This window comes from Chitinophaga ginsengisegetis (assembly GCF_900168065.1).
Taxonomy (GTDB): Bacteria; Bacteroidota; Bacteroidia; order Chitinophagales; family Chitinophagaceae; genus Chitinophaga; species Chitinophaga ginsengisegetis.
On the sequence record NZ_FUZZ01000001.1, the window covers coordinates 1,238,309 to 1,261,063 of the forward strand.

A 22,755-nucleotide genomic window follows, 5' to 3' on the forward strand; every position below is an offset into this window, starting at 1 on the left:
ACGGGGCGTATATCCCCAACGGTTCCGCCTGAAAAACTGATGGAATCATTCAAGGAACTGCATCATATCATCTTAAAACAAGAAAAATGGCAAACAAAAGTACTACCGGCAAGAAAGCGGCTGCTGCAAAAGCACCGGCAAAGAAAGCAGCTGCAAAGGCTCCTGCAGCCAAAGCACCTGCAGCTAAAGCACCCGCTAAGAAGGCAGCACCAGCCAAAGCAGCCGCCACAAAACCAGCTGCCGCTAAAAAAGCAGCAGGCAGCTCTGCCGGTTCCGGTCTTAAAAAACCGCTCACACCCTCTGCAGAACTGGCCGCTGTTATTGGTACCACGGCATTGCCAAGAACCGAGATCGTAAAAAAAGTATGGGATTACATTAAGAAGCACAATCTGCAGGATACTGCCAACAAACGCATGATCAATGCAGATGATAAGCTGAATAAATTATTTGGCGGAAAGAAGCAGATCTCGATGTTTGACCTGGCCAAAGTGATCAGTGTTCATGTGAAATAAATACCGGGCAAAGTAAGGTTAACCGGCAATAAGAGGGCGCCTCCGGCTAAATACCGGAAGCACCCTGTTGTTATTTTATGCCCTCCCCACTCAGGAAGCAGGTTCATATTTCATTCTCAGGATCTCTTCTTCAATATCCACCAGCTCATGATACTTCCGGATCAGCTCATGCGCCGTAGCAGGATCCTTGTTTAGCTCGTGCAATACGCTGCGCTGGTGATTCAACATCTTCAGGTATACTTTCTTATATAAAAGATGGTCCACCCCTTCTATTTTATTGTGCATGGACACGGTTTTGCGATGCTCCAGGTCTTCCCGCAGCTGTTTCAGCGCGGGATTTGCCTTTACCTCTTCAGGATAATGATTATCCAGGAAACGGATGCTTCCTTCCAGTAACCGGTCGCGGATAATCCGCTCCTGTTCTTCCACAGAAAGGTGTTTGTCCGGGTCCTCCATGTCCACCCATTTGATCACGAAGGGCAACGATAGCCCCTGCGCCACCAGTGTAAGCAGGATCACCGTAAAGGTGATGAACAGGATCAGGTTGCGTTGCGGGAAAAGCGCGCCGTTATCCATGTATACCGGGATGGATAACGCCGCCGCCAGGGACACCACTCCCCTCATGCCCGCCCAGCCTATGATAACAGGGCCTTTCCAGCCCGGCCGGCTATCGGCAGTAGTGATATATCTGCTGATAAAAACGGTGAATGCGGAGGCCGACAGCGTACAAAGCAGGCGGGTCACAATCAGCACCACGGTGATAATAACGCCGTATTTAATTGCTTCCGAAAGGCTCACAGTACCCAGTTCTTTGATGATCACAGGCAGTTCCAGCCCGATGAGCATAAATACCAGTCCGTTCAGCATAAATCCCAGCGTGGCCCATACATTGGCGCCCTGCAACCGGCTACGGTAACTCAGGATATGCTGGCTCCGGGAAGAGAGGAACAATCCGCCGCTTACAACGGCCAGTACACCGGAGCCATGAAAATATTCGGCTGTAATATACATTACGTAAGGCGCCGTAAGGGTCAGGATCACATCCATCTCTGTACCTGTAGGCAGCCAGCGGTGAACAGCGTAATATAACAACGCCACCAGCAAACCAATGGCAATACCCATCACAATGGCCACCACAAAGCCCGTTGCCGCTTCATGCAATACAAATACACCGGTGGTTACAGCCGTTCTGGCAAAGGTGAACACAATCAAACTGGAAGCATCGTTCATCAGGCTTTCCCCTTCCAGGATGGCGGAAATCCTCTTCGGTACTTTCACGTATTTCAGGATGGTAGTGGCAGATACCGCATCCGGCGGCGATACAATACCGCCCAGCACAAAGCCCAATGCCAGCGAAAATCCCGGGATCAGCGCATGCGATACTACCGCTACTACACCGGAGGTAACAATCACGATTAAAAAAGCAAAAATGGAGATCACCCGCCGCCATCGCCAAAGCTCTTTCCACGAAGTATACCACGCCGCTTCATATAATAATGGCGGCAGGAAAATCAGCAGGATCAGTTCAGGGTTGATTTCAATGGAAGGAAAAAGCCTCAGCATGCTGAGTCCCAGTCCGCCGAGCACGAGAATGATCGGATAAGCGATTTTCAGCTTCTGCGCAATCATCACCAGGACCAAAATAAAAAAGATCAGTAAAATGTGTTGGATAACGGTAGTGAGCATACTAAAGATTCTGGTTCTTAAATTTCTTTCTCAAGTTAATATGTTTTCCCGATACCATAAAGATGCCTTCTCCCCTGTAATGCACCGTTTTCGGGTACTTCGGATAAACAGCCGCGCGGGCGCTCACCACTTCCAGGATAAAGAAATTGTATCCTTTCAGGAGTTGCGTATCGGCCACCCGGCATTCATAGTTCGCATAACACTCCTTTATCAACGGCGCTTTCACGATGTTTCCTTCCTCTTCCGTAAGACCGAATTTCCGGAACTTATCCAAATGAGCGCCGGTGGTGTTGCCAATCCCTACGATCTCTTCTACCAGGTGAACAGTAGGAATATTGATCACACACTCGCCGCTTTTCCGGATCATCTCATAACTGTGATTGGCGGCTGTGATCATACACCCTATCAGCGAAGGGGAAAACTCCATCACGGTATGCCACCCCATCGTCATGATGTTGGTATGGTTTTTCCAGCGGGAACTGACCAGCACAATGGGACCGGGTTCCAGGAATCTGCGGATCTCCGCTACCGGCAAATCTGCCTTTTTGTAAACTCTTCTCATAACAGGCTGTTTGGATGCAGGGCTGCAATAATCATACACAACAATGGCCGCCACACATTGTTGACCCGCGGTGGAAGATCGTTAATCCTATCAAGCAAAGGAAGATCTTCGCCGATGTGTTTATTCTTATTAAATTAGAAGGCAGGCGCATCCGCCTGTTATTAATAAACCCATGACATCAAAGACATTTATATCCGTCATTTTCACCGGCTTTCTTCTTTTCATCCATCATTCATTACCGGCGCAGCAAACCGATGCAAGGCGCCTGCTGAATAATGTTCCCCTGGTAATGCTGCCGGCGGCTCCGGATGATGCAAGTTTCACCATCCCTTTAAATGAAAAACCAACCGTTATTGCCACGGCGCCTGAAAAAGAAACAAAGCAGCACTTCCCTGTTATCATCAGCTCCCGGCTGGATAAAGGCCGGATACTGATTATAGGGTCTGATCAATATTTTAAAAAGCCCCTGTTAAAGGATAAGCACATACAGCAGTTGCTGCGGAATTCAATTACATGGGCTGCCAATAGCAACAGCAAAACCATCAAGGTATGGGGCAGCAACAGCGATCTTCCATCATTTTTACATCTCCTGAAAGGATATAAAAATATAGCCGATACCGTTAGTATCAACCCGTCAACCGGCATTATTATCCTGACGCAGGAAATTACCGATACCGTTAAAAGAAATAACCTGGAAGCATTTGTAAGAAAAGGAGGCGCCTTAATATTTGGTTCTCCTGTTAACAGCATTTTAAACCAGCAGAAAATCAATTATTTTGACATGGGCTTAAACCAGCTTTTTATTAAAGCAGGTATGTTTCATGTTACCTCGACGCTGAAACCGGAAGATAAAAAAGGAACGCTGACGACCAGTTCCATTCCTGCTTACGTTAATATTTCTTCCTTACTGGCCGCATTTAAAACACCCGGATTTATACCCGCAGCTGCTGAAGCAGACAGCTACGGCAGTACCATCGCCAACTATTTGTTTAATAACCCCGATACCACTGCTATATCAAATGAAATCAGGGCAATGTTTGGAAACCGGCAGGAGCCAATCATTCCATCTCCCGCACATCCTCTCTGGAAAGAGGATATAAAAAACCGGTTCACCTACCATGTGCAAAACTACCTGGAAATGCAACGCCAGCAACGACATACCGACACCGGGTATATCCATCCTGCCAGCAGAATATTTCCCGGAGAAGTGAGCAAAACAGCTCAAAGAGTGAATGAGCAGGTAGTGATCCCCATAAAAAAAGGCACACAGGGTTTACTGGAACCGGACGGCGTTTTTTACAGGTGGCACAGCACCGGCTTATATGTGGCTGCCGGCGATACCGTGACTATTACCATTTCCCCCGGCTGTATTCCGCAACAGCTGAAAGCGCAGATAGGCGTACATGAAGACAATCTAAATCATATGGATTATTATGTGCGCCATTACGATAATCTGACGAAAACTTTTGAACTGGACAAACCCACTACTACTATTTTTTCCCCGTTTGGAGGACTGCTCATGATTAAGGTGCCCGACACCACTTCGCTGACAACAATTAACGTTCAGGTAAACGGAGCGGTTAAAAGTCCTTACTTCAAATCGGGCGTTACCAGTATGGCCGACTGGAAAAACACCATCCGCAACTACCCCGGGCCGTGGGCTGAACTGGCCACCGATAAAATTATTCTCACAGTGCCTTCCTATCGTATCCGTCAACTGGACGACCCTGAAAAACTCATGAAGTTCTGGGATGAAGTTATGGATGCTGATGCCAGGCTGGCGGATATTGCTCCCGACAGGGTTCATCCGGAAAGGATTATTATTGATCAACAGGTGGCATTCGGTTATATGTACACGGCGCCGTATAAAATTGTGGCACCCGACGATGAAAGCTGCACCCTGATGCTGGATGAGGCGCAGCTCCGCAGCAAAGGCTCCTGGGGACATTTTCATGAACTGGGCCACCGCCACCAGTTCTGGGGCATTGATTTCAACGGGCTCGGAGAAGTAACGGTAAACCTCTACACCATGTACGTATACGACCAGGTACTACATAAAGGACTTTATAATCATGAAAATATCAGCAGCAGGCAGGCCGTTATTGATGAAGTGAAGCACTACATGAAAGGCCAGCCCGGCTTCGACAAATTTTGCGAAGACCCGTTTCTCGCCTTAAAAATGTACATCGAAATAATTGAACAATTCGGGTGGCAGCCGATTGCCGAAGTCTTCAAAAAGTACCGGTCACTACCCGCCTCACAATACCCTGTATCAGAGGCAGACAAAAGGGATTACTGGTTTACGTGCATCAGCGCCGCCACGCAAAAAGATCTTTCCCTCTTCTTTGAAAAGTGGCAGGTACCTGTTACTGAAAATGCGAAGAAAGCAGTAAGTAATTATCCCTCGTGGTTACCGGAAGAACTCCGGTAAATATTTTTACTGTTGATTTCTCCGGAAACTTTCGGGTGTCATGCCGGCATTTTTACCAAAGAAGGTGACGAAATACGAAGCGCTTTCAAACTCCAGTTCTTTGGCTACTTCCGCCACCGACAACCCGGTGTAGTGCAGCAGGCGCTGTGCTTCCAGCGTGATCCTTTTGCGGATCAGCTCTCCGCTGGAAAGCCCGTTGTATTCCCTGCACAGTTTATTCAGGTAGTTGGTGGTGATATTTAATTGCCCCGCGTAAAAGGAAGGGGTTTTATGCTGTATGAAATGCTCCTCCAGCAACAATTTGAACTGCCGCAGTTTTTCTTCTTTATTACTCTTCCGCTCAATTCCGGAGGAAGGGTTGAAATGCCTGTCGAGGTTACAAAGCAGGATATTCAGGTACGACCGCAGCACGTTACCGGCGCCTTTATCCCGGCCATAAAATTCCTGGTGCATAAACCGGGTGATCTGGTTCCATTCTGCTGCTTTGTTTTCTTCCAGGCATACTTCGTGTATGCTTTCCTTGTTCAGGAAAGAAAAGTTGAGCAGTACATTATTGTTATATCTCAGGGAGAAAAAACTTTCTGTAAAGCAGATCACGTTACCGCGGGCGGTGTTGTTAATATGTATGCTGCATATGCTGCCGGGTTTCACACAAATGATTTTCGGATGATCCAGCCGGATAACAGCGCCGTCAATTACCGCGGTGCCGTGTGCGCTTTCGATGCACAGCAGCATGTAGAACATTTGCCTGTGGGGCTGTTCCAGCAGCGGGTACTTTTCAGGTATACATCCGAGGCTGCCTATCCAGAAAAAATCATTACCGGTGTCAAACATGTCAGCAGATAACACAGCTATTTCGCTGGATTTCATACTCATGTAGTAGCTTAATGATGTTGAACGTAAGAGGAGGAATTACGCCATAGTAGCGGGAGGCCGGAATACCTGCCTGATAAGCAGTTGAGGGAAGCAGGGCGACTGGTAATCGCAAAAGGTGACGAAGCTTTCCGGTGATATGGGTTTTACCGGGGCAAGATCGTATTGCTGGCAGAAGAGGGTGATTTCTTTGAGCCGGAGGCCTGTGGTGTTTTCGGGTTTATCGTTTTCTTTTATTTTCTTTTCCAGGAAGCAGGAGCCTTTACAAACCGGGATGAGGTCGAACCGGTTGATACAAAGTTCGGAGGCGATATAGTTCCTGTTAAGATAAAATGCGGCTACTATCCAGCAGTTACCGGTGCTTTGTAAAAGCATGATACACAAAAGCCATATGGATAGTATTCTTTTCAATTTTCTTTTAGTAAGATGTTAATATCGTTTATCAGCCGGGTTGTTTCCTGCGGGTCTGTGCCGTTATATACCCCGCGTATGTGCCGGGCTTTATCCACCAGCAGGAGTCCGCCGCTGTGTACAAAGCCCCCGGGAGCGGTGCTGTCTTTATACGCCGTAGAAAAATATCCCTTTTCTGCCAGGCGGTAAATGGTATCCTGGTTACCGGTAACAAAGCGCCATTTGGGACCTGTCACCTCCAGGCTGGCTGCATATGCCTTCAGTCGCGGGATGGAGTCGTCTTCCGGATCAATGGTGTGCGACAGGAAGCGGATGCCATCGTTTGTTTTAAAGGTGTTGTACACTTTCTTCATCTCCACGGTCATCTTCGGGCATATATTGGGGCACGACAAAAAGATAAAATCCGCCACGTAGATCTTCCCGGCAAAGGACTGTTCATTTACCGCCAGACTATCCTGGTCCGTAAACGAAAACGGCGGAACGACCGGGTAAATGGTGTCATACACCGTTTTCCCGTTATCCTGACGCGCTGTTACCGCGGGCTCGCCCAGTATGGGCAGCTTTTTCGCCGGCGATGCACATCCGGATACCAGTAAAGCAAGCAGGAGTATCTTCTTCATTATTTCATGACAAGTGTGTAAGCCGCCGGCTTTAATAAAAAGCTATCCTTGCAGGCGGAGGAGCAAAATCCGAGAACGGCGCCCTGATAATGTGCAGTATCATAAATCCCTGCCTTGATGGGCATCCTGCATACGGGATCTCTCCGGTTGGCCACGAGCGAGGTATCGTACTGAACTTCCTCCGGGGTTGCCGCCATTGAGGAATCGCTCGTTTCGTGGCTGGTGTTGCCGCCGCAGGCTGCCAGTGTAGTTATTAAAAATAATCCTATATAAGCCTTCATGCCTGTTTATTTTTCATTACCAGCCGCAAAAATAGGGATTAAAATGAAGGGAGGGGAAAAATGAACGGGACAATAGTTTAGAAAAAGGTTACTGGGGAGGGAGTAAAATGCGATATTAATAACAGCGCCTTTTATGAATTTACAAAATTGATAACCTGCTGTGCCCAGACAGGAACGCGCTCTGCAACAAACAGGATCTTTCCATTTTCCCAATAAAGTACCTTTTCAGGAATACGCCCCTCATTATTCCAGGGAATACTGTTATCATATAAGGTTACGGAGTCGAACTCCTTAAAAAAGGCGTAGAGGTTTGCATATCCGGTCTTAAAATTATGAATAATGGCATCTTCGGGTACTTTATGACCACCTGCCTTTACTCTTATTGACACGCGCTGGATACATTCTTCGACCGTGTTCATCCCCATAAATACAAGATGTACCTGGTATCCGGCAGCCTTAAATGCTCTCATGGAATAGAGGGGATCTTCAGCACTAAAGTTGGTTTCAAAAGCAAAGTTTCCGCGGGCGGTAATAGCCTTCTGCTTTGCCGTTTTAAAGATCTCTTCATTGACAAAGTTTTCCAGCGCATCGCTGCCTGTTTCAGGATATTTCGCCTTAAGCCTGGTCATGTGCTTGTCTCCGTCAAATACCCCAAAATCAGTAGCCGTCAATTCTGCGGAAAAAAGACTTTTCCCTGCTCCGTTAGGACCAGCGACAATAAACAACTTGGGCATAGCACTATTTTAATTGGCGTACTATTATTTCCGTGGAACTACGAAGACTTTGACGAATGAGAAATTTTCTGCCGTCGGGGTACTCGTGGATAAACTCGTTAGGCCGTTTACAGCTAGGGTCTTTGTATACAAGTGGAATATCCTTACGGGCATGGCTTCTCAGCGCCCTTTTCAACACTAACCTAAGTCGTGCTTCAAGAGGAGAAGTGGGGTCTGCGACCGTATGAATTGCTTTCCTGGCCATAACTGATACCTTTAAACGACTACAAAAATAACAATTATTCCCTAAATCCACTCCCCCTTCCCTTTATTCCCGGAATGCCGGCGGCGCCTCGCCCTGGACACTTTTTATTGCGTCAGTCACTGTTATCCAACCTTGTTTCAAGGGCAATAAGATATTATTCCTATACCAGGCCCAGGCATACGCCATTATAGGATAAGCCGTAGATAACCCGTATATAAGCCGTATATAAGCCGTAGATAAGCTGTACCTAAAGAGATACGGCTTATCTATAACTTATCAGTATTTTATCTAATGCTTTAATACGGAATTTACCAACCTGGCATCAGGGTGCCCCCTTCTTTGTACCTTTATTGGCTATGGATATAAGAGATGCCATTGCGCTGATAAATCATACACCGGTTACTGACGGAGCCCAAACCGTTTGGGCGGATCTTGGATGCGGGTCAGGTTTGTTTACCTATGCCTTAGCCAACCTGCTGGCAACTGGCAGCACTATTTACGCGTGGGACAAAGCACGCCCTGCGTTATCCGGCCTGCCCAATCCTCATCATATTACTATTCAACCGGGGCAACTGGATTTTCTGAAAGATGATATACCCGTATCAGGGCTAAACGGTATCCTGATGGCCAACTCCCTGCACTATGTACCCGGGAAGCCGGCCTTTATTAATAAAATAAGTGCGCACCTGCAGGAAAACGGTGCTTTTCTGATAGTGGAATATGAAACTACAAAAGCCAATCCCTGGGTACCCTACCCTGTGCCGTTCCATGCTTTAAAAGCATTGTTTCATCAGGCAGGATTTACATCTGCTGTGAAGCTGAACGAAAGACCTTCCCTGTATGGGTCCGGGCATATGTATGCAGCGATGTTCAGCCGCAGGATGCCGGGATAAAAAAACAGCAAGGCGGATGGTACCACCTTGCTGTTTTTACCGGGACAATCAGTGTGTCCGTACTATTTCAACCGGCCTATCCTGCTGATACCTTTAATACCACTGTGTATTTCCACTCCTCTTTTGAGGGTATTGGCAGCCACATCGTACTTAGCCACGAACCAACGGGCGTCGTCGGTTTTCAGCACTACATATACTTCGTTGCCGTTCTCGGTATAAGTGTCCATTGTAATCTGTACTTTACCTAATCCAAAACTGTTCAGGTCCTTGATTACTTTTTTATTGCGCACATCAATGATGTAAGAACCCATAAGGGCCAAACCGTTTTTAATATACACATGGTGATCCGAGCCGGCGTAGTCGCCCCAGCTAACGGCACCACTTATATTGCCCACTTCTTTCAGGTCATATGCGTAATCAGGATCTATTACGGTAGTGCCGCTTTTTATGCGCAGCAGGCCATATGTTTTATTTTTGCTGATGGTAGAAAAATAGTAATCACCGTTTTCATCTGTAAAGCTGGAGGAGCTGGCATACCAGGCGCCGGATACGTGGCCCAACCGGTTGTCCTTTAACAGTTTCACATTGGTTAAGGCCGGGTAATCGCAAACCAGCATATAGGCGGTATCCAGTTTGGTAATCCAGTCGTAATAGAAACCAATAAATACCTTATTATCCCTGATAGAAAAACTGGATGGCGTAAGCGGAATATCTTTTTTTGCCATTGGGTTTCCATTATTATCATAAATGGTAAAGCCGGGTACCGGGAACTTTACCGGGTTATTCGATTTAATGGTCATGGCTGCGGTATCAATAATATACAGGTTCTTTTCAATGACATCTTCTGCCTGGTTATATTTTACTTCCCAGCTGAGAAAGTTTAAACCACTGTTATTGAAAAAGGTTTTCATCATCCCTAGCTGCCAGGATCCTGCACTGGCCACTATATTACCCAGCTCTTTATATTTACCGTTGATGATCCGTTGTTTACTGATAATGTTACCATCCTGCGTATAATAAAAACTACCCTGGTAAAAAACGCTGTAGATATCTGCCCAGGAAGTAATATTATCCGGCTCAATACCGGAGTTCACCGGGCTAAGCAGGGTATCTTTCATGAGATCGGCGGTGGTTAATGTATAATAGTTCTCACTGCTGGATGAATTGCCTACCGTCACGAAAATAGCGTACTCCTTTGTTTGTTTCGTATCATCCGGTTTATTGCCGGTATCGGGCGTTTTACTGCATGATTGTATGAATGGCATAGCGAATGCAGTTGCCAGTAACATACCTGCTACATTTAACTTTTTCATTTTGTTATTTTATATTAAATATTGAACTACATTAATGATACTCTCAGCTTTACATAAAAAGCACGTCCGGGTTTCTGCAACCTGAAATTGTCGTATACCCTTTCATCTGTAAAGTTTCTCGCCTCCATAGAAATGTTGTATACATCCTGTTTCCAGCTGTAAGCCAAAATGAGGCTGTGTACAGTTTGCCCCGGGACAAAGTTTTTACTGCCAGGACTGCCTAATTTTGCCCAGGTGAGATAAAACCAATGCATGTACTGATACATATAATTTAGCTGTATCCTTGTTCCCTTTCCAACCAGGTCGCGTTTGCCGAGCATTAAACTGGCGTTGCCATACATCCACGGGCGATTGGGCAACTGCTCCTTATAGGTAAGACTGATCTGTGAATTGGTAGAATCGGTATACTTCCAGTTATCCACTGCTTTATCATAGCTGATGTTAGCGGAAAGACTTACCATATCCTTATAGCCGTACCTGGCCTCCGCCTCAAAACCATAGAGTGTTACGCCGGGGAAATTGCGGCTTTGGGTGTGAATATTATCCGATAATACCTGTGATGCGATGTAATCTTTAGAATTCCTGTAAAATGCCGATGCATCCAGGTTGATAAAATGCTCTCCTATAAAATGATTGTGATAGGCGCCGAGGTTGAAGTTGTCGCTACGCTCCGGTTTCAGATCGGGATTGGATACTACAAACTGTCCATTACCAAACAGGGCGGTCATCTCCGGTAAATTATATCCTCTTTCCACGGAACCTTTTATTCCCCAATCCGGCGTAATGCGGTAACGAAGCGCCAGTGATCCGCTGGGGAACCCGAAGAAATCTTTACGGGTATAAATTTCGCCGCCAACAGGTTTCCCGGCATCGTCAAACACTCTCCCGTCTAATGTTGCTTTGGTGGTCATACCGTAATATTTAAAGGATGCCACACTGATCAACTTCTTCTTCAGCCATTGTCCCTGCCAGGCCAGTCCTATGATATGTTTGCCCTGTTTACTGGGTAAGCCCGAAAGATCTTTTTTATTGGGATTGGTTTCGGCTTCGTCATATATCTTCCGCCGGGTTGTATTAAATGTATAGTTCAGGTTAAGACTGTGATTATTTTCTTTATCAAGATTATAATTAAAGTTGGCCCTTGCCGTATAGCTATTATCAAAATACTTTGTAAATACTTCGGGAATCCTCTCTCCTCCGGCGTTGGCGGCCCAGTGACCGGTCCAGTCGTAGCGATACAGGGCTGTATCCCTGTTCACGTCTTTATTGCTGGAATAGTTTGCATAGAGATTGGCAAATAACCCGGGAACGATAAAATTATCTTTCCGGTATTTGATGGTTGGCATGAGATATTTGTTTTCCGTCCAGAAGCCTCCCATTACTGAATTAACGGTAGATCCCAGCTGATGCTGCTTCTTATTTTCTCCATAGGTAAGGCCGATGGTGAACCAATCGGCCCACTTTACTTTTTCATAGCCTACTTCTACTTCTCCCATGGCGGAACGGTAGGTATCGTAAAAACGCCTGGCTTTATCGATGCTTACCTGTCTGTACGTGCCGGTTGCCTCATCACGCTTTACAATGCGCAAATCCACGTTGTACACGGAGTCGCTGTACATCATATAATTATTATCGGAGTAGTTATAATAGGTGCTGGCTCGTAGTTTCAGGCCGGTTTTACTATCCCTGATCCCGCCTGTAAGCGCTACCTGGTGGGTATTGAAAGAGCCATAGCTATAACTGGCGTCTAAAAATTTACGGTTCTTTTGTTTCGTAATAATATTAACGGCGCCTCCCATCGCGTCTGATCCCAGGTGAGCCGGCACAACACCTTTATATACTTCGATCCGGTCTATCAGGTTTACGGGGATATTGTTCAACGTCATTGAGCTGCCGTATTGATCCATAGGGATATCATCAATATAAATTTTGGCAGCCAGTCCATTAACCTGGAAAGTAAAATCAGACCCAACACCTCCCGACTCTCTTACCAATACGCCTGTAGTACGTTTTAACACCTGATTAATATCTGTTGATATGTTACCATATTCGTTGACGTCTATCACATTTACATTAAACCCCGATTCTTTCAGCTGTTTTACTTTATACTGATTATTACCGGTTCCTGCAACGATGACCTCATTCAGCTGGCGATTATCTTCCGTTAATGTAAAATCAATATGGGTGGACTGCCCTGCTTTCAGATAAACATCCCTTGTTTGCGGACGATATCCGATGGATGATACATATACCGTCACCTTACCCGACCGGCTGGTACTGATATCATAATTACCAACGGAATCTGCAATTGCGCCCGCATATTGTTCGTTGTTTATTTTAATAGATGCGCCGATCAGCGGTTCTCCCAGTTTGCTTTTTACCTCGCCGTAAATATGACTATCTGTTTTGGTTTCTTGTTGTTGGCCCATAGCAAGGTCGGTTACCAGGAGCAAAAGTCCTGATAATAGCAATGTAGAAATATGTTTCACCTTCTTTTACACTTAAAATTTAAAAAATCGACAGATACTATATTCAGATAATGATGGTGGTATAGCCATTATATTTAGCATTGATCTTCGCCGCATCCAGCTGGCTGTTTATACCCGTTGCAATGGCTTCCGGAACCGGCGCAGATTGTTGGGAATAGAGATATTTACGGTTACCGCTTTCCCGGTGTTCCGTGATAAATCCTGCTACATAAGTTCTTTTTCTTCTGCACAGAAATCTGATCATACCACTCCCTTTCTCACTACTTGTTTTTAAATACACCCATATATCCTCCCCTTTCTGGTTATTAATGATCAGAGAATTTGTATACAGCAGGCAGTTTTTATTGTCCACATACCTTAATCCACTGTTTGCCGATTCGGACAATAAAAGATTCCCGATATGTTGCTGCGCCAGCAAGTTGCTCCGTGTGTTATCAATCACTACATAAGCGCTTTCGGGAGGCAGCCTGTTAAATCTATTCCATGAAATGATACCTGCACTGAAAAGCAGGAGCAAACAGGCAACCATCTCCACATATCTTCTTCTCCGTTCCCCGCCTATGGTACGTTTATGAATCTGCTTCCACATACGATGTTTCGCATCCTCACTATCGCCTGCTGACCGGTTGCCGCTAAAAGTGCCTGATTTCAACAACCATTCCTCCACGGCTTGTTTTTCCTCCTCATTGCAATGTTCATGATAGTACCTGTAAAGCAAGGATTTGTTTACGTTCATAACAACATAGTATCGAATACCCGCAGGATGTCCCGGTGCTTTTTTCTTTTTATTTTGCTTATGACACTTTAATGTCTTTCCCTGTTTAATTTTCCCGAATGCGAAAGTCTTTTTCCCGAATTGTAAAACGCCGTATGTGCAATGCGTTTACTTTTATGCCCGGCAGCATTTTTTATCAAAAATATTTCAATCATGCTTTGTGGTTAACAATGATCCTGTATCTAAAAGATCTACCTTCATTATTGATGAAGCATCTTTTGTTGCGCTATATAATCGTTACTGGTATGACGCATTATCATTAGCGCGGCAACTGATACAAGATGACTTTGTTGCAGAAGATATTGTACAGAACATTTTCATTTCACTATGGAAAAGAAAAGACTCCCTGCGGATTGATCAACCTGTTGGACACTATATAAAACGTTCTGTAAAATATGCAGTGGCTGCCTATATCCGGGACAGGTCGAAGAAAGAAACCATTCCCCTGGCATCACTGCCGGATGTTGTTCACACCACCACCGACGCTCCGCTGCTTCACAGGGAACTGCTGAGCAAACTGACTGGCTTTATTGAACAACTACCCGACCAAAACCAGAAAGTATACCATATGCGTTTCAACCATGCGTTGAACAATCCACAAATAGCCAGTTTACTGGGCATCTCTGAAAAAACGGTCCGCAACCAGCTTTCGCTTGCACTTAGGCGTATACGGGCCTATCTTATAAAAGAAGGGTATTAACGTTGTTTGTGGTGCGATGAAAATTTGTGGGTGAAAATTTGCCGGATAAAGAAATATTTTTAATTTAGGGCCTCCTTCGGGATGTAGCGCAGCCCGGTAGCGCGCTTCGTTCGGGACGAAGAGGCCGCTGGTTCGAATCCAGTCATCCCGACTAGGCTGGACAGGATAGCATAAATGCTATCCTGTCTTTTTTTATTTCCGCCTGTAATGCTGTTCAGGCTTGCAAATAGCGAAGATGGAGAGTTGTATTTTGATAAGTATGTAAAAGTAAAAGAATCTTATAGAGAGGAAAAACGTAGCGAGCTTTTGCAAAAAGGAGAAGTATTATTCAATAATACAAATAGTCAAGAATGGGTAGGTAAGTCTGCCCTGTTTGACCTGGAGGGAGATTATCTTTGTTCTAACCATATAACTAGAATTGGTGTAAAGAGGGATATTATCTTACCAGAGTATCTTTGGATAATTCTGAATTTGTATCAAAGACATGATGTTTTTTACAATATATGTACAAATTGGAATAATCAATCCGGTGTGAATATTGAACTGTTGAAAAGCGTAAAGATCCCCGTGCCAAGTATTGAGGAACAAGAGCTGATCATTGAAATCAATCGTAAGCGAATAACAACAGCTAAGGAGTTAAGGAAGGAAGCCGATAAAATATTGGAAGAGGGGAAGGACAAAATTGAAAAGCTGATTTTAAATTGAGAATGGAAACGGTTTATCAAGTTATATATAGTCCACAGGTAGCCATAAAGCAGAAGCTTAGCGAGTTGTTAATTGATGCCTATCAACAATACTATACGGAAATTAAAGACCTTAATGGCTTAACACTCATTGAGGTTCTGTATTTTAATCAAATATCTAGTGACTATTATTGTCTAGGGTTCTCGCTGGCACACGATAGCAGCAATGTAAATGCTAATGATATTAAGATGCTATTTGAAGATGGCATGAACGATGCAGAGTTCATCGATGCCGTATTTAAATTTCAGGATCCATTTCTCAACCAACATCTTGAGAAGTTGTATAATGAGATCCATAATATTGAATTAAGACTTCGTGAAGTAATATCCTTCATCTTTACCGATACTTACAAACAGGATTTTTATAATGTACTATATGAGCTTAATATCAAGCCTATGTACGATGATGATAAGCTCAATAAAGATCCAGTAAAAAGAAGAGAATATTTAAAAAAGAAATTAGAAAATGAATTTTTTTATCTTCTATTCTCGCATTACATTTGGTTTAATGATTTAGCGAATATTGACATAGGTAATATCATAGCATACTTACAAAAAAATATTGACTTTGACGGATTTAGACAAAAAGTACTGAGTCGAGGAATTAATAAAGAGGTATACGAGGATTTTATCACATCTCTAAAATCTAACCTCAATAATATTTAAAAGGTAAGAAATTGTGTCGCACATAATCGTGCGCCCCTTAAAAAAGAGATGGATGATTATATTTTGTCTTATCAAAGAATACAAAAAGATATTGATACTTTTTGGGAGAATCGAAATATTGAAATACAAACTATTTTACCTAGTAACGAATATGATGATTGGGAAACGGTTGTATGGAATACTATAGATCTTTACTTGTCAAGAGTTGAGTGGAATGTTGATGAAGGTAAAATTACAATCCCTGAGAACAATCAAGAGGGGGCTTCCTGTTTAGATTTTACTTCTATTAGTCAACTGGTCGATTTCTTAGGGCAAAAAGCGCGAGTGGTAGCTAATTCCTACTTTATTGGAGAGAGGGAATATTTAAAGACCGAATTTGATCCTAATAAGATAATAGACACAGTTTTGCCCAAATATCGGATTCAACTTTTAAATATGGGTTGGTACTAATAAAATGAATTTAGATATAACAAATATAAACTGGCCTGACGTGTATTGAAATAAATAAATAAATCCTGTTTCCCTAAAATAGTAAGTAACATAAACCCCCTGAATTTATGACTAATCAACCAAATAAATTCGACCCTCAAATTATCACTGATAGGAAAGAGTATATTTCTCTATTTGACAATTTTGAAGGAAATAAGCAAGAAGTATTTAAGCAAATTCTCGATATTAGGAAATTTGAAATTGAATTGTATTGGAAACGCACTACTTTTTTTTGGACGATCATAGGATCTGTTATTGCTGGCTACTTTATTGTTTTTTCTAAAACGGATAGTAATCAAAATTCTCTCAAAATACTTTTCTCGTTGTCTAATCTCGGACTTGTTTTTTCAGTTGGCTGGTATTTTGCCAATAGAGGCGCAAAATTTTGGCAAGTGAATTGGGAGAAACATGTCGACATTATGGAGGATGACATAATTGGCCCTCTTTACAAAACAACAATAAATAAAGAATATTATCGAAAAAAATTTTTCCATTTACTCTCCCCCTTCCCCTTTAGTGTTTCCAAGATTAATCAGGTTCTTAACGTAGTTTTAATTGGATTTTGGGTTATTATTATTATGGACCTATTCATGAGTAATTTAACCATTGAATTATCTTCTATTGAAAGCTATTACTCCTTTTATTCGTTATTAGGACTTGCGACTTTTATCTCTTTGTTTTCATTATTCGCTTTTACGCAGACGGGAATTAATAATCTCTTCAAAAAGGAAAAACAATTAAAGTCGACAGAAATAAATTTTGAAAAGCGTGGTTTAAAGCAAACACCGAAAACTAATGAGTAGGTACTATGGTGTTTTTAGCTTTGTTCATTTTAATACTAATTATAATATATAATAATAAATAAAATTATGTAAGTATGGAAGTTTTTTTTGATACAAATGCATATAGAAATCTTGTTCATGGTCTTTCCATAGGGGAAGTCGTTGCATTAACGAATGATATCAAGAAGGCAGAAGAAGTTTTGGGACATACAGCAATCGCAAGTACAGTTGTGTCTATGGAACTCATCCAACACCTCCTGGATGGTGATGCCGCAAAGGATGACTGTTACAAGGCTCTTAACAATTAAAATGGCACTATGAAAGACATAAATGACTATAAACTTACCGACACTGTTACTGTAGGTGAAGTTCGATATTGGTTGGCAAATCGAGATGATACTGCAAAGAAGAAGATCATTATGTTGATAGATCACCGATTTACTAATAGATATATTAAGCATCTAAGTACAATAGATAGTGGCTTTTTAATGATGGCAATATCATGTCTGACGATTGAAACCTTAGAATCTTTTAAACAAGGAGAAAAAAATACAAATGGGAAAAGCAAGAAAATGTTCAAGGACTTTTTTCTATCGGAGAAATCTCACTTCCCTGATTTTTCAGGAATTTGCAACGATTTCTATTCAGATATTCGTTGTGGTATTCTTCATCAAGCGGAAACTACCAATGCATGGAGAATATTGAGGACTGGGCCGTTATTAATTGAGAGTGATAAAGTTATAAATGCTAGGAGATTTGTAGAAGCATTGGAGAAAAGTATTGAAGACTATATTAAAAGGCTTCAAGGTGAAGACTGGAATTCTGTCATTTGGAAAAATGCCATTGTGAAAATAGAAGACATCTGCGATAACTGCGAGGAAACCAAATAATGTTATGGGTCTTCCAAACTCTCTTTACTAATAGCCTGTATAAAAGGCTCAGATGAATTCGGAGTGCTAAAAATGGAATTCTTTGAAATAATGTTTTCCCGCATTTTTAGGGTTTCCTTAAATTACCTGCTGTCTAACTCCTAAAAAATATTCTTGTATTCGTCTTCATTAGATGGTATACTAATGAACACCTGGCCTGATTTAGCTTTACTAAAATTTATCTGGAGAAGTATTAGGTTTTTCAAAGAATATTAATTAAATTTATTTTGACTGTTTCTTATCATCAGAATATCCCCAGCTATGAAAAGTGAGGCTTTATTAGTATATAAATCCATCCCGTATCATGCAGAAAATAGGCACTATGCAGCATCCCATAGTCTAATAACCTTTACATGCGGTCAATATATTGTAAATCCCAGATAGGATGTATAAAAAGCTTTTTGGAAAACTCAAATGTTCTGATATTCTACCTACATCTTATCGGTACAACAATATGGTCAATTTTCGAATATTCTTCCAACTATTGCTGGATAATATTTAAAACCCCCAAAGCATTTTACAGATGGTACTTAATATCGTTTTTTTTTACCATAAAACTTATAAAAATGAAGCCCCTTACATCATTATTCGCTTGCCTATGTATTTCACTTGTCTATTCTTCCTGTAAACCGAAACCTACAGAGTTGGTATTCAAAAGCCCACGACAAAGTCTTGTAGATTCAGTAAATGCGGCAATATCAGATTCCACCAGCCCTGGTGATATAAGCCAGCCGGGATCCAAAGGTGCTCAATGGAGGGCATGGATTAAATGGTTTAAAAACTGTCCTAAGAATGCAACCTTCAAATCAGATATAGTATACTTAGGTCCATCTAACTCTAGGGATTTAGGTTATATTCTATCGAAAAATAAAAAGTATGATAGATGGGATTTTTACAAAGTTGGTGATACAGCTAAGTTTTCTGACTTTATTCATTTTGACAGAGATGTTCAGCAGTGTGACGTGCGGAAAATATCAGACTTCTCCTTTGACATGCTGATAGATGCTAACCTTTGGCAAACAGTTAATGCCGAATTGGGAGGGCTAATAAAGAATGCGAAAGATGTTAAAATAAATGCAGGCACCTGGCATATTGAAAGTTTGGAAACAGGACCATTTTCAATGTACTTGTCAACAGCAGAAAATAAAAACATCCCTTTTTATAGGAAATCTATGTTGGATGATGGAAATGTGATCATTACAAAAGTATTGAAAATGTCTGGCTTTGATATAAGTATTGCTTCAAAAGATTCTATTAGTGCTGGTCTGAAAGCAACCCTGGACAATGGTTTTAACGTCAATGTTGTGCCTACCGATAGTTCAAGAAAAATAGGCTTTAGCTTAAATTTTAAGCGTGTAGCTAAAGACACACTCCGTGTTGTATCAACTGGTCAAGTTGTATTATTTGCGCAGATTTCAAAAGGTGAAGACGTAATCAGGTAGTATGGTTAGTAAACTTTTTCCGTTCAGGATGGCGAAACTGCTGCTGTTAGTGTTAATTACACTTTCAAAATTATGTTTTGGTCAATCCTTATCTGGTCTAGCCCCGGAAGATTATAATTTTCTGGCATATAATAAAGCAAAGGGAACAGTTACCACAAACTCATTGCGAAATAGTGGAAAACGGCTGGACGTGCCTCTTGACACTTATCTCCCAATGGTACTGGATCAGGGAAATCAAGGGGCATGCACAGCCTTTGCTGTTACAGAAGCATTGTCGATTAGAAGAAATTATCTGGATGGGCAGACTCGCTCCAATACGGATAAAATGACCCTCTACAGCCCCTCTTATTTATGGACATTAGGTCGTCAGGAAAAGAGTATGGGTATTATATCCTGTGATACGGGGATATCATATTCGACAGCATTTTTATGCCTCATCAAATATAATTTAGTCAAATGGAAGGACTACCCTTATCCGGTAGATTGCCATTCAAGTTGTCCCCCCTCAGTTTTGACAAAAAAAATTACTAATAAGCAATTCAGTTTTGAAGAAGTTAAAAGGGATGTCGATGCATATAAAAATCAATTAAAACTGGGAAATCCTATTTGTATTTCAGCCTATATTGATGATGGATATTATTCGGCATGTGAAAGGAAAGATGGCATCTGGTCAAACAAGTTTGTGGCTCAGGAAGAACATGCTATGGTTATAGTAGATTATGATGATGATAAAAAATGTTTTAAAGTATTGGATTCACATGGAACCCAAAACGGAGATAACGGTTTTATTTGGCTTAGCTATAACTTAGTTAAAGGAACTGAGAACGGAGTGGTTTTTAATGCTTTTACTGTATCATTTGAAAACAAATTGCTTGCAGGGCCAACCAAAAATATCTCGACTCCAGGAGCACCTTTTTCCAAAGACATGAATGTCTCAGGAAAATACGTTGATTCTTCTTTTATTGGAACTATTACAGACAGAAATGGACATGGCTTGTCTGGAGTATCAGTAACCGCTCAGGGAACAAAAATCGGAACAGTTACTAATTTGGATGGAAAGTTCAAATTGTTAGTTGACCCAATGGCGACACTTAACGTGTCATATACCGGATACTCCGCACAGCAGGTAAAATTGGGCTACGAAGAATCCGAATCTTATCCAACAGGTAGCATAATCAAATGGACAAAGCCTAATTATTATAGAATTTTCAATGGAGTCAGATTTGGTATAGTTCAGATTGACAAAGGAAAAAAGACTGTTGTGATGTCTGTCAGGGATGATAATACAGATCTGGATTTGGTGAATAATTTTGAAATTGGCCTGGGAGAAGTTGTCGATGTTGAAGTTAAAGGTTTGCATTTCAACCTTAAATTGGAAGGTATCCATAATGCTGGAAATTTTTTCAATATTAAACAGCGAAAAGCAGCATTTATTAATTATACTCTTTTAAATAAGGTAGCTCTTGTACAGTATTTCTAAGGTAGCCCTCTGGGAAGTTCAATCTAAGTTTCGTTACTTAATATAACTTTAAAGTCGGTAGTCAATTGCTTTTGTATATTAATTAACCTGTTTGTCTAATATGAAAACATACATAGCTGACATTATTCCCAAATTCAAAGATTTAGCCCAAAGCTACATAACATTACATTACATTACATTATTAACTAATTAGTACTGGGCTGTAATTAACGAGATTACATCTTCAAAAACCGGCTGCATCTTTCGAGTAAACGGTTAGTTACTTATTGTAATAAATGGGAAAGTATCCAAAAGTAAGTGGGCATTTAGAAAAAATGCAATCACTCAAATAAAACGGCCACTATCAAGTGGTTTCGGTAATGGGGGCTGTGCCTTGTTGACACTTTTGTGGTTTGTGACTTCATATGAACAGTAGTGCTAAAAATCCCCGCCATTGCCGCCGAAACCTGTGACAATCAAATAGACAAGCAACAATGATAACTGAACAAATATTGATAGGTCGTGTTTCAAACTCTTTTATTGTTATCTGTCGAATGCCCACTTTTGTATAAGTTTACCGTGATTACTATAAAATGTGTCTATTTTGATCAATTTTCGATTAAGCCTGATAAGGTTTAATATTTAGCGGTAAAGGTTTTGAGGATTTTTCATTTCTCGCAGCATTAGTCTTTATAAGGAATTATATCAATTCTTTTAATAAGGTAGTTATCAAATTCAACCAAATGCTGTGTTTTATAATCATCTTTTACTGCCGCGTTCAAATCCCTAACTATCACGTGGACATCGATCAAAACGTCTTCGCTTTCTAGTACTGAGAATGAGATAGGCTGTATATTTTCCGTTGTAGTTTTCCAAAGCTCTTTCCAATTACTTTTAACTGCTGCCTGACCTTCAAGGAAGGTTTTTGGATCCGAGGTTGGCCAAAGCACATTTTCATGTAAGTGGGCAAGGGAATCGTTAACTCGTTTTTCATTTAATGCCGAATAAAAATTTGCAATAATTTTTACCCTTTTACTCCATTGATTTTTAAAATCCTCCTCTTCTTTCATTTTTGCCAATTCCTCTGGATTATTCTTAGTCCATATCCAGCCTTCCAATAATTTAAAGATAGCTTGAGATATTGCTAACATACATTGAACTGCTTCCAGCCTGGATTCGTCTGGAACATATTTATCGTACTTACTAACCCTTCCTTCAATAATTCTGCTATCTGGATCTTTAAGTCTACTTGATGTGAATATGTGCTTTTTACTAAAATGAATAAACCCTGAAGTTTCTTTATATACATTTAACATCCATTCATAATCAATAGATGCTAAAGTTGCGAGGTGTTTGTCTTGCATTAAAACTCCATTCTTATCTTTTAACTTATCAATACGATCCCCTTTCATGACATCTGATACAAATTTATTGATATCAGAGACTTGCCATACTGCAAAAAATTGTAGATAAGTATCTAGGTATGGTCTTACTAAATGAGACGCAGCAATAAAATTTTGTTGTCTAATTAAAGTGCTAAAGCCAGAGGTTAACGATAACGCTCTGTTTACAATTCCAATTGCGTAAATGTCAAGGAGAAACATATTTGAATCCGGAAGCATCATTTGCTTAGCGTAATCTTGAAATTGAACTTCTAGTAAGTCTATTTCATTCAGAGATTGATCAATTTCACCTTTTAAATTCTCCATAGCTTAATTCTC

General features: G+C 41.7%; 23 protein-coding genes and 1 tRNA gene. 13 read left to right on the forward strand and 11 right to left on the reverse strand.

All coding sequences use genetic code 11. From position 1 onward, the window contains the following. Positions 1-86: 86 nt before the first annotated feature. Positions 87-512 carry an SWIB/MDM2 domain-containing protein gene (locus tag B5Z18_RS04705; RefSeq protein ID WP_079468232.1) on the forward strand — a complete coding sequence of 142 codons (426 nt, stop codon included), beginning with the start codon at positions 87-89 and terminating at the stop codon, positions 510-512. Positions 513-602: 90 nt separating this feature from the next. On the opposite strand, the gene B5Z18_RS04710 is transcribed toward B5Z18_RS04705, so the two are convergent. Both B5Z18_RS04710 and B5Z18_RS04715 read right to left on the reverse strand, forming a co-directional pair. Then, complete coding sequence (locus B5Z18_RS04710; RefSeq protein ID WP_079468233.1) at positions 603-2,198, reverse strand: Na+/H+ antiporter; 1,596 nt, start codon at positions 2,196-2,198, stop codon at positions 603-605. Position 2,199: 1 nt separating this feature from the next. Continuing rightward, positions 2,200-2,760 carry a flavin reductase family protein gene (locus B5Z18_RS04715; protein ID WP_079468234.1) on the reverse strand — a complete coding sequence of 187 codons (561 nt, stop codon included), beginning with the start codon at positions 2,758-2,760 and terminating at the stop codon, positions 2,200-2,202. 172 nt (positions 2,761-2,932) lie between these two features. Between B5Z18_RS04715 and B5Z18_RS04720 the strand changes: the two genes are divergently transcribed. Then, positions 2,933-5,191, forward strand: coding sequence for a M60 family metallopeptidase (locus B5Z18_RS04720; RefSeq protein WP_079468235.1), 2,259 nt, complete (start codon positions 2,933-2,935; stop codon positions 5,189-5,191). Positions 5,192-5,197: 6 nt separating this feature from the next. Here the strand turns inward: B5Z18_RS04720 and B5Z18_RS04725 are convergent, their stop codons facing one another. From B5Z18_RS04725 to B5Z18_RS04745, 5 genes are all read right to left on the reverse strand, one after another. Further along, positions 5,198-6,067 carry an AraC family transcriptional regulator gene (locus B5Z18_RS04725; RefSeq protein WP_079468236.1) on the reverse strand — a complete coding sequence of 290 codons (870 nt, stop codon included), beginning with the start codon at positions 6,065-6,067 and terminating at the stop codon, positions 5,198-5,200. A 36-nt stretch (positions 6,068-6,103) separates the two neighbouring features. Further along, positions 6,104-6,439 carry a hypothetical protein gene (locus B5Z18_RS04730; RefSeq protein WP_079468237.1) on the reverse strand — a complete coding sequence of 112 codons (336 nt, stop codon included), beginning with the start codon at positions 6,437-6,439 and terminating at the stop codon, positions 6,104-6,106. Positions 6,440-6,471: 32 nt separating this feature from the next. Next, positions 6,472-7,095, reverse strand: a complete 624-nt coding sequence (locus B5Z18_RS04735; protein WP_079468238.1) for an SCO family protein — start codon at positions 7,093-7,095, stop codon at positions 6,472-6,474. Further along, positions 7,095-7,376: a YHS domain-containing protein gene (locus B5Z18_RS04740; protein WP_079468239.1), complete on the reverse strand. Its 282-nt coding sequence runs from the start codon at positions 7,374-7,376 to the stop codon at positions 7,095-7,097. The genes B5Z18_RS04735 and B5Z18_RS04740 overlap by 1 nt, the downstream gene beginning before the upstream one ends. 131 nt (positions 7,377-7,507) lie before the next feature. Then, positions 7,508-8,110, reverse strand: coding sequence for an ATPase (locus tag B5Z18_RS04745; protein WP_079468240.1), 603 nt, complete (start codon positions 8,108-8,110; stop codon positions 7,508-7,510). A 600-nt stretch (positions 8,111-8,710) separates the two neighbouring features. On the opposite strand from B5Z18_RS04745, the gene B5Z18_RS04750 reads away from it, so the two are divergent. Then, complete coding sequence (locus B5Z18_RS04750) at positions 8,711-9,247, forward strand: class I SAM-dependent methyltransferase (protein ID WP_200817197.1); 537 nt, start codon at positions 8,711-8,713, stop codon at positions 9,245-9,247. 62 nt (positions 9,248-9,309) lie between these two features. Here B5Z18_RS04750 and B5Z18_RS04755 read toward each other — a convergent pair whose 3' ends face one another. From B5Z18_RS04755 to B5Z18_RS04765, 3 genes are all read right to left on the reverse strand, one after another. After that, positions 9,310-10,560: a hypothetical protein gene (locus B5Z18_RS04755; protein WP_079468241.1), complete on the reverse strand. Its 1,251-nt coding sequence runs from the start codon at positions 10,558-10,560 to the stop codon at positions 9,310-9,312. Between the two features lie 26 nt (positions 10,561-10,586). Further along, a complete protein-coding gene (locus B5Z18_RS04760; protein ID WP_143313490.1) occupies positions 10,587-12,989 on the reverse strand; it encodes a TonB-dependent receptor in 2,403 nt (800 codons plus the stop codon). 103 nt (positions 12,990-13,092) lie between these two features. After that, positions 13,093-13,785 carry a hypothetical protein gene (locus B5Z18_RS04765; protein WP_079468243.1) on the reverse strand — a complete coding sequence of 231 codons (693 nt, stop codon included), beginning with the start codon at positions 13,783-13,785 and terminating at the stop codon, positions 13,093-13,095. Positions 13,786-13,984: 199 nt separating this feature from the next. On the opposite strand from B5Z18_RS04765, the gene B5Z18_RS04770 reads away from it, so the two are divergent. From B5Z18_RS04770 to B5Z18_RS04815, 10 genes are all read left to right on the forward strand, one after another. Further along, on the forward strand, positions 13,985-14,524 hold the full coding sequence (locus B5Z18_RS04770; protein ID WP_159454184.1) for an RNA polymerase sigma factor: 540 nt from the start codon (positions 13,985-13,987) through the stop codon (positions 14,522-14,524). A 77-nt stretch (positions 14,525-14,601) separates the two neighbouring features. Then, positions 14,602-14,675 (forward strand) — tRNA-Pro (locus B5Z18_RS04775). Positions 14,676-14,731: 56 nt separating this feature from the next. Further along, entirely contained in the window at positions 14,732-15,229 is a 498-nt protein-coding gene (locus B5Z18_RS04780) for a restriction endonuclease subunit S (RefSeq protein WP_159454185.1), read from the forward strand. Between the two features lie 2 nt (positions 15,230-15,231). Continuing rightward, positions 15,232-15,933 (forward strand): hypothetical protein, encoded by a 702-nt coding sequence (locus B5Z18_RS04785; RefSeq protein ID WP_079468246.1) that lies wholly within the window; start codon positions 15,232-15,234, stop codon positions 15,931-15,933. Between the two features lie 48 nt (positions 15,934-15,981). After that, entirely contained in the window at positions 15,982-16,383 is a 402-nt protein-coding gene (locus B5Z18_RS04790; protein WP_079468247.1) for a hypothetical protein, read from the forward strand. Positions 16,384-16,490: 107 nt separating this feature from the next. After that, positions 16,491-17,225 carry a RipA family octameric membrane protein gene (locus B5Z18_RS04795; protein WP_079468248.1) on the forward strand — a complete coding sequence of 245 codons (735 nt, stop codon included), beginning with the start codon at positions 16,491-16,493 and terminating at the stop codon, positions 17,223-17,225. A 74-nt stretch (positions 17,226-17,299) separates the two neighbouring features. After that, complete coding sequence (locus B5Z18_RS04800) at positions 17,300-17,512, forward strand: hypothetical protein (protein WP_079468249.1); 213 nt, start codon at positions 17,300-17,302, stop codon at positions 17,510-17,512. A 9-nt stretch (positions 17,513-17,521) separates the two neighbouring features. Then, positions 17,522-18,094: a hypothetical protein gene (locus tag B5Z18_RS04805; RefSeq protein ID WP_079468250.1), complete on the forward strand. Its 573-nt coding sequence runs from the start codon at positions 17,522-17,524 to the stop codon at positions 18,092-18,094. Positions 18,095-18,699: 605 nt separating this feature from the next. Further along, positions 18,700-19,575 carry a hypothetical protein gene (locus B5Z18_RS04810; RefSeq protein ID WP_079468251.1) on the forward strand — a complete coding sequence of 292 codons (876 nt, stop codon included), beginning with the start codon at positions 18,700-18,702 and terminating at the stop codon, positions 19,573-19,575. Between the two features lie 28 nt (positions 19,576-19,603). Further along, a complete protein-coding gene (locus B5Z18_RS04815) occupies positions 19,604-21,055 on the forward strand; it encodes a C1 family peptidase (RefSeq protein WP_159454186.1) in 1,452 nt (483 codons plus the stop codon). A 662-nt stretch (positions 21,056-21,717) separates the two neighbouring features. Here the strand turns inward: B5Z18_RS04815 and B5Z18_RS04820 are convergent. Beyond that, entirely contained in the window at positions 21,718-22,743 is a 1,026-nt protein-coding gene (locus B5Z18_RS04820) for a hypothetical protein (protein ID WP_079468253.1), read from the reverse strand. Positions 22,744-22,755 lie beyond the last annotated feature (12 nt).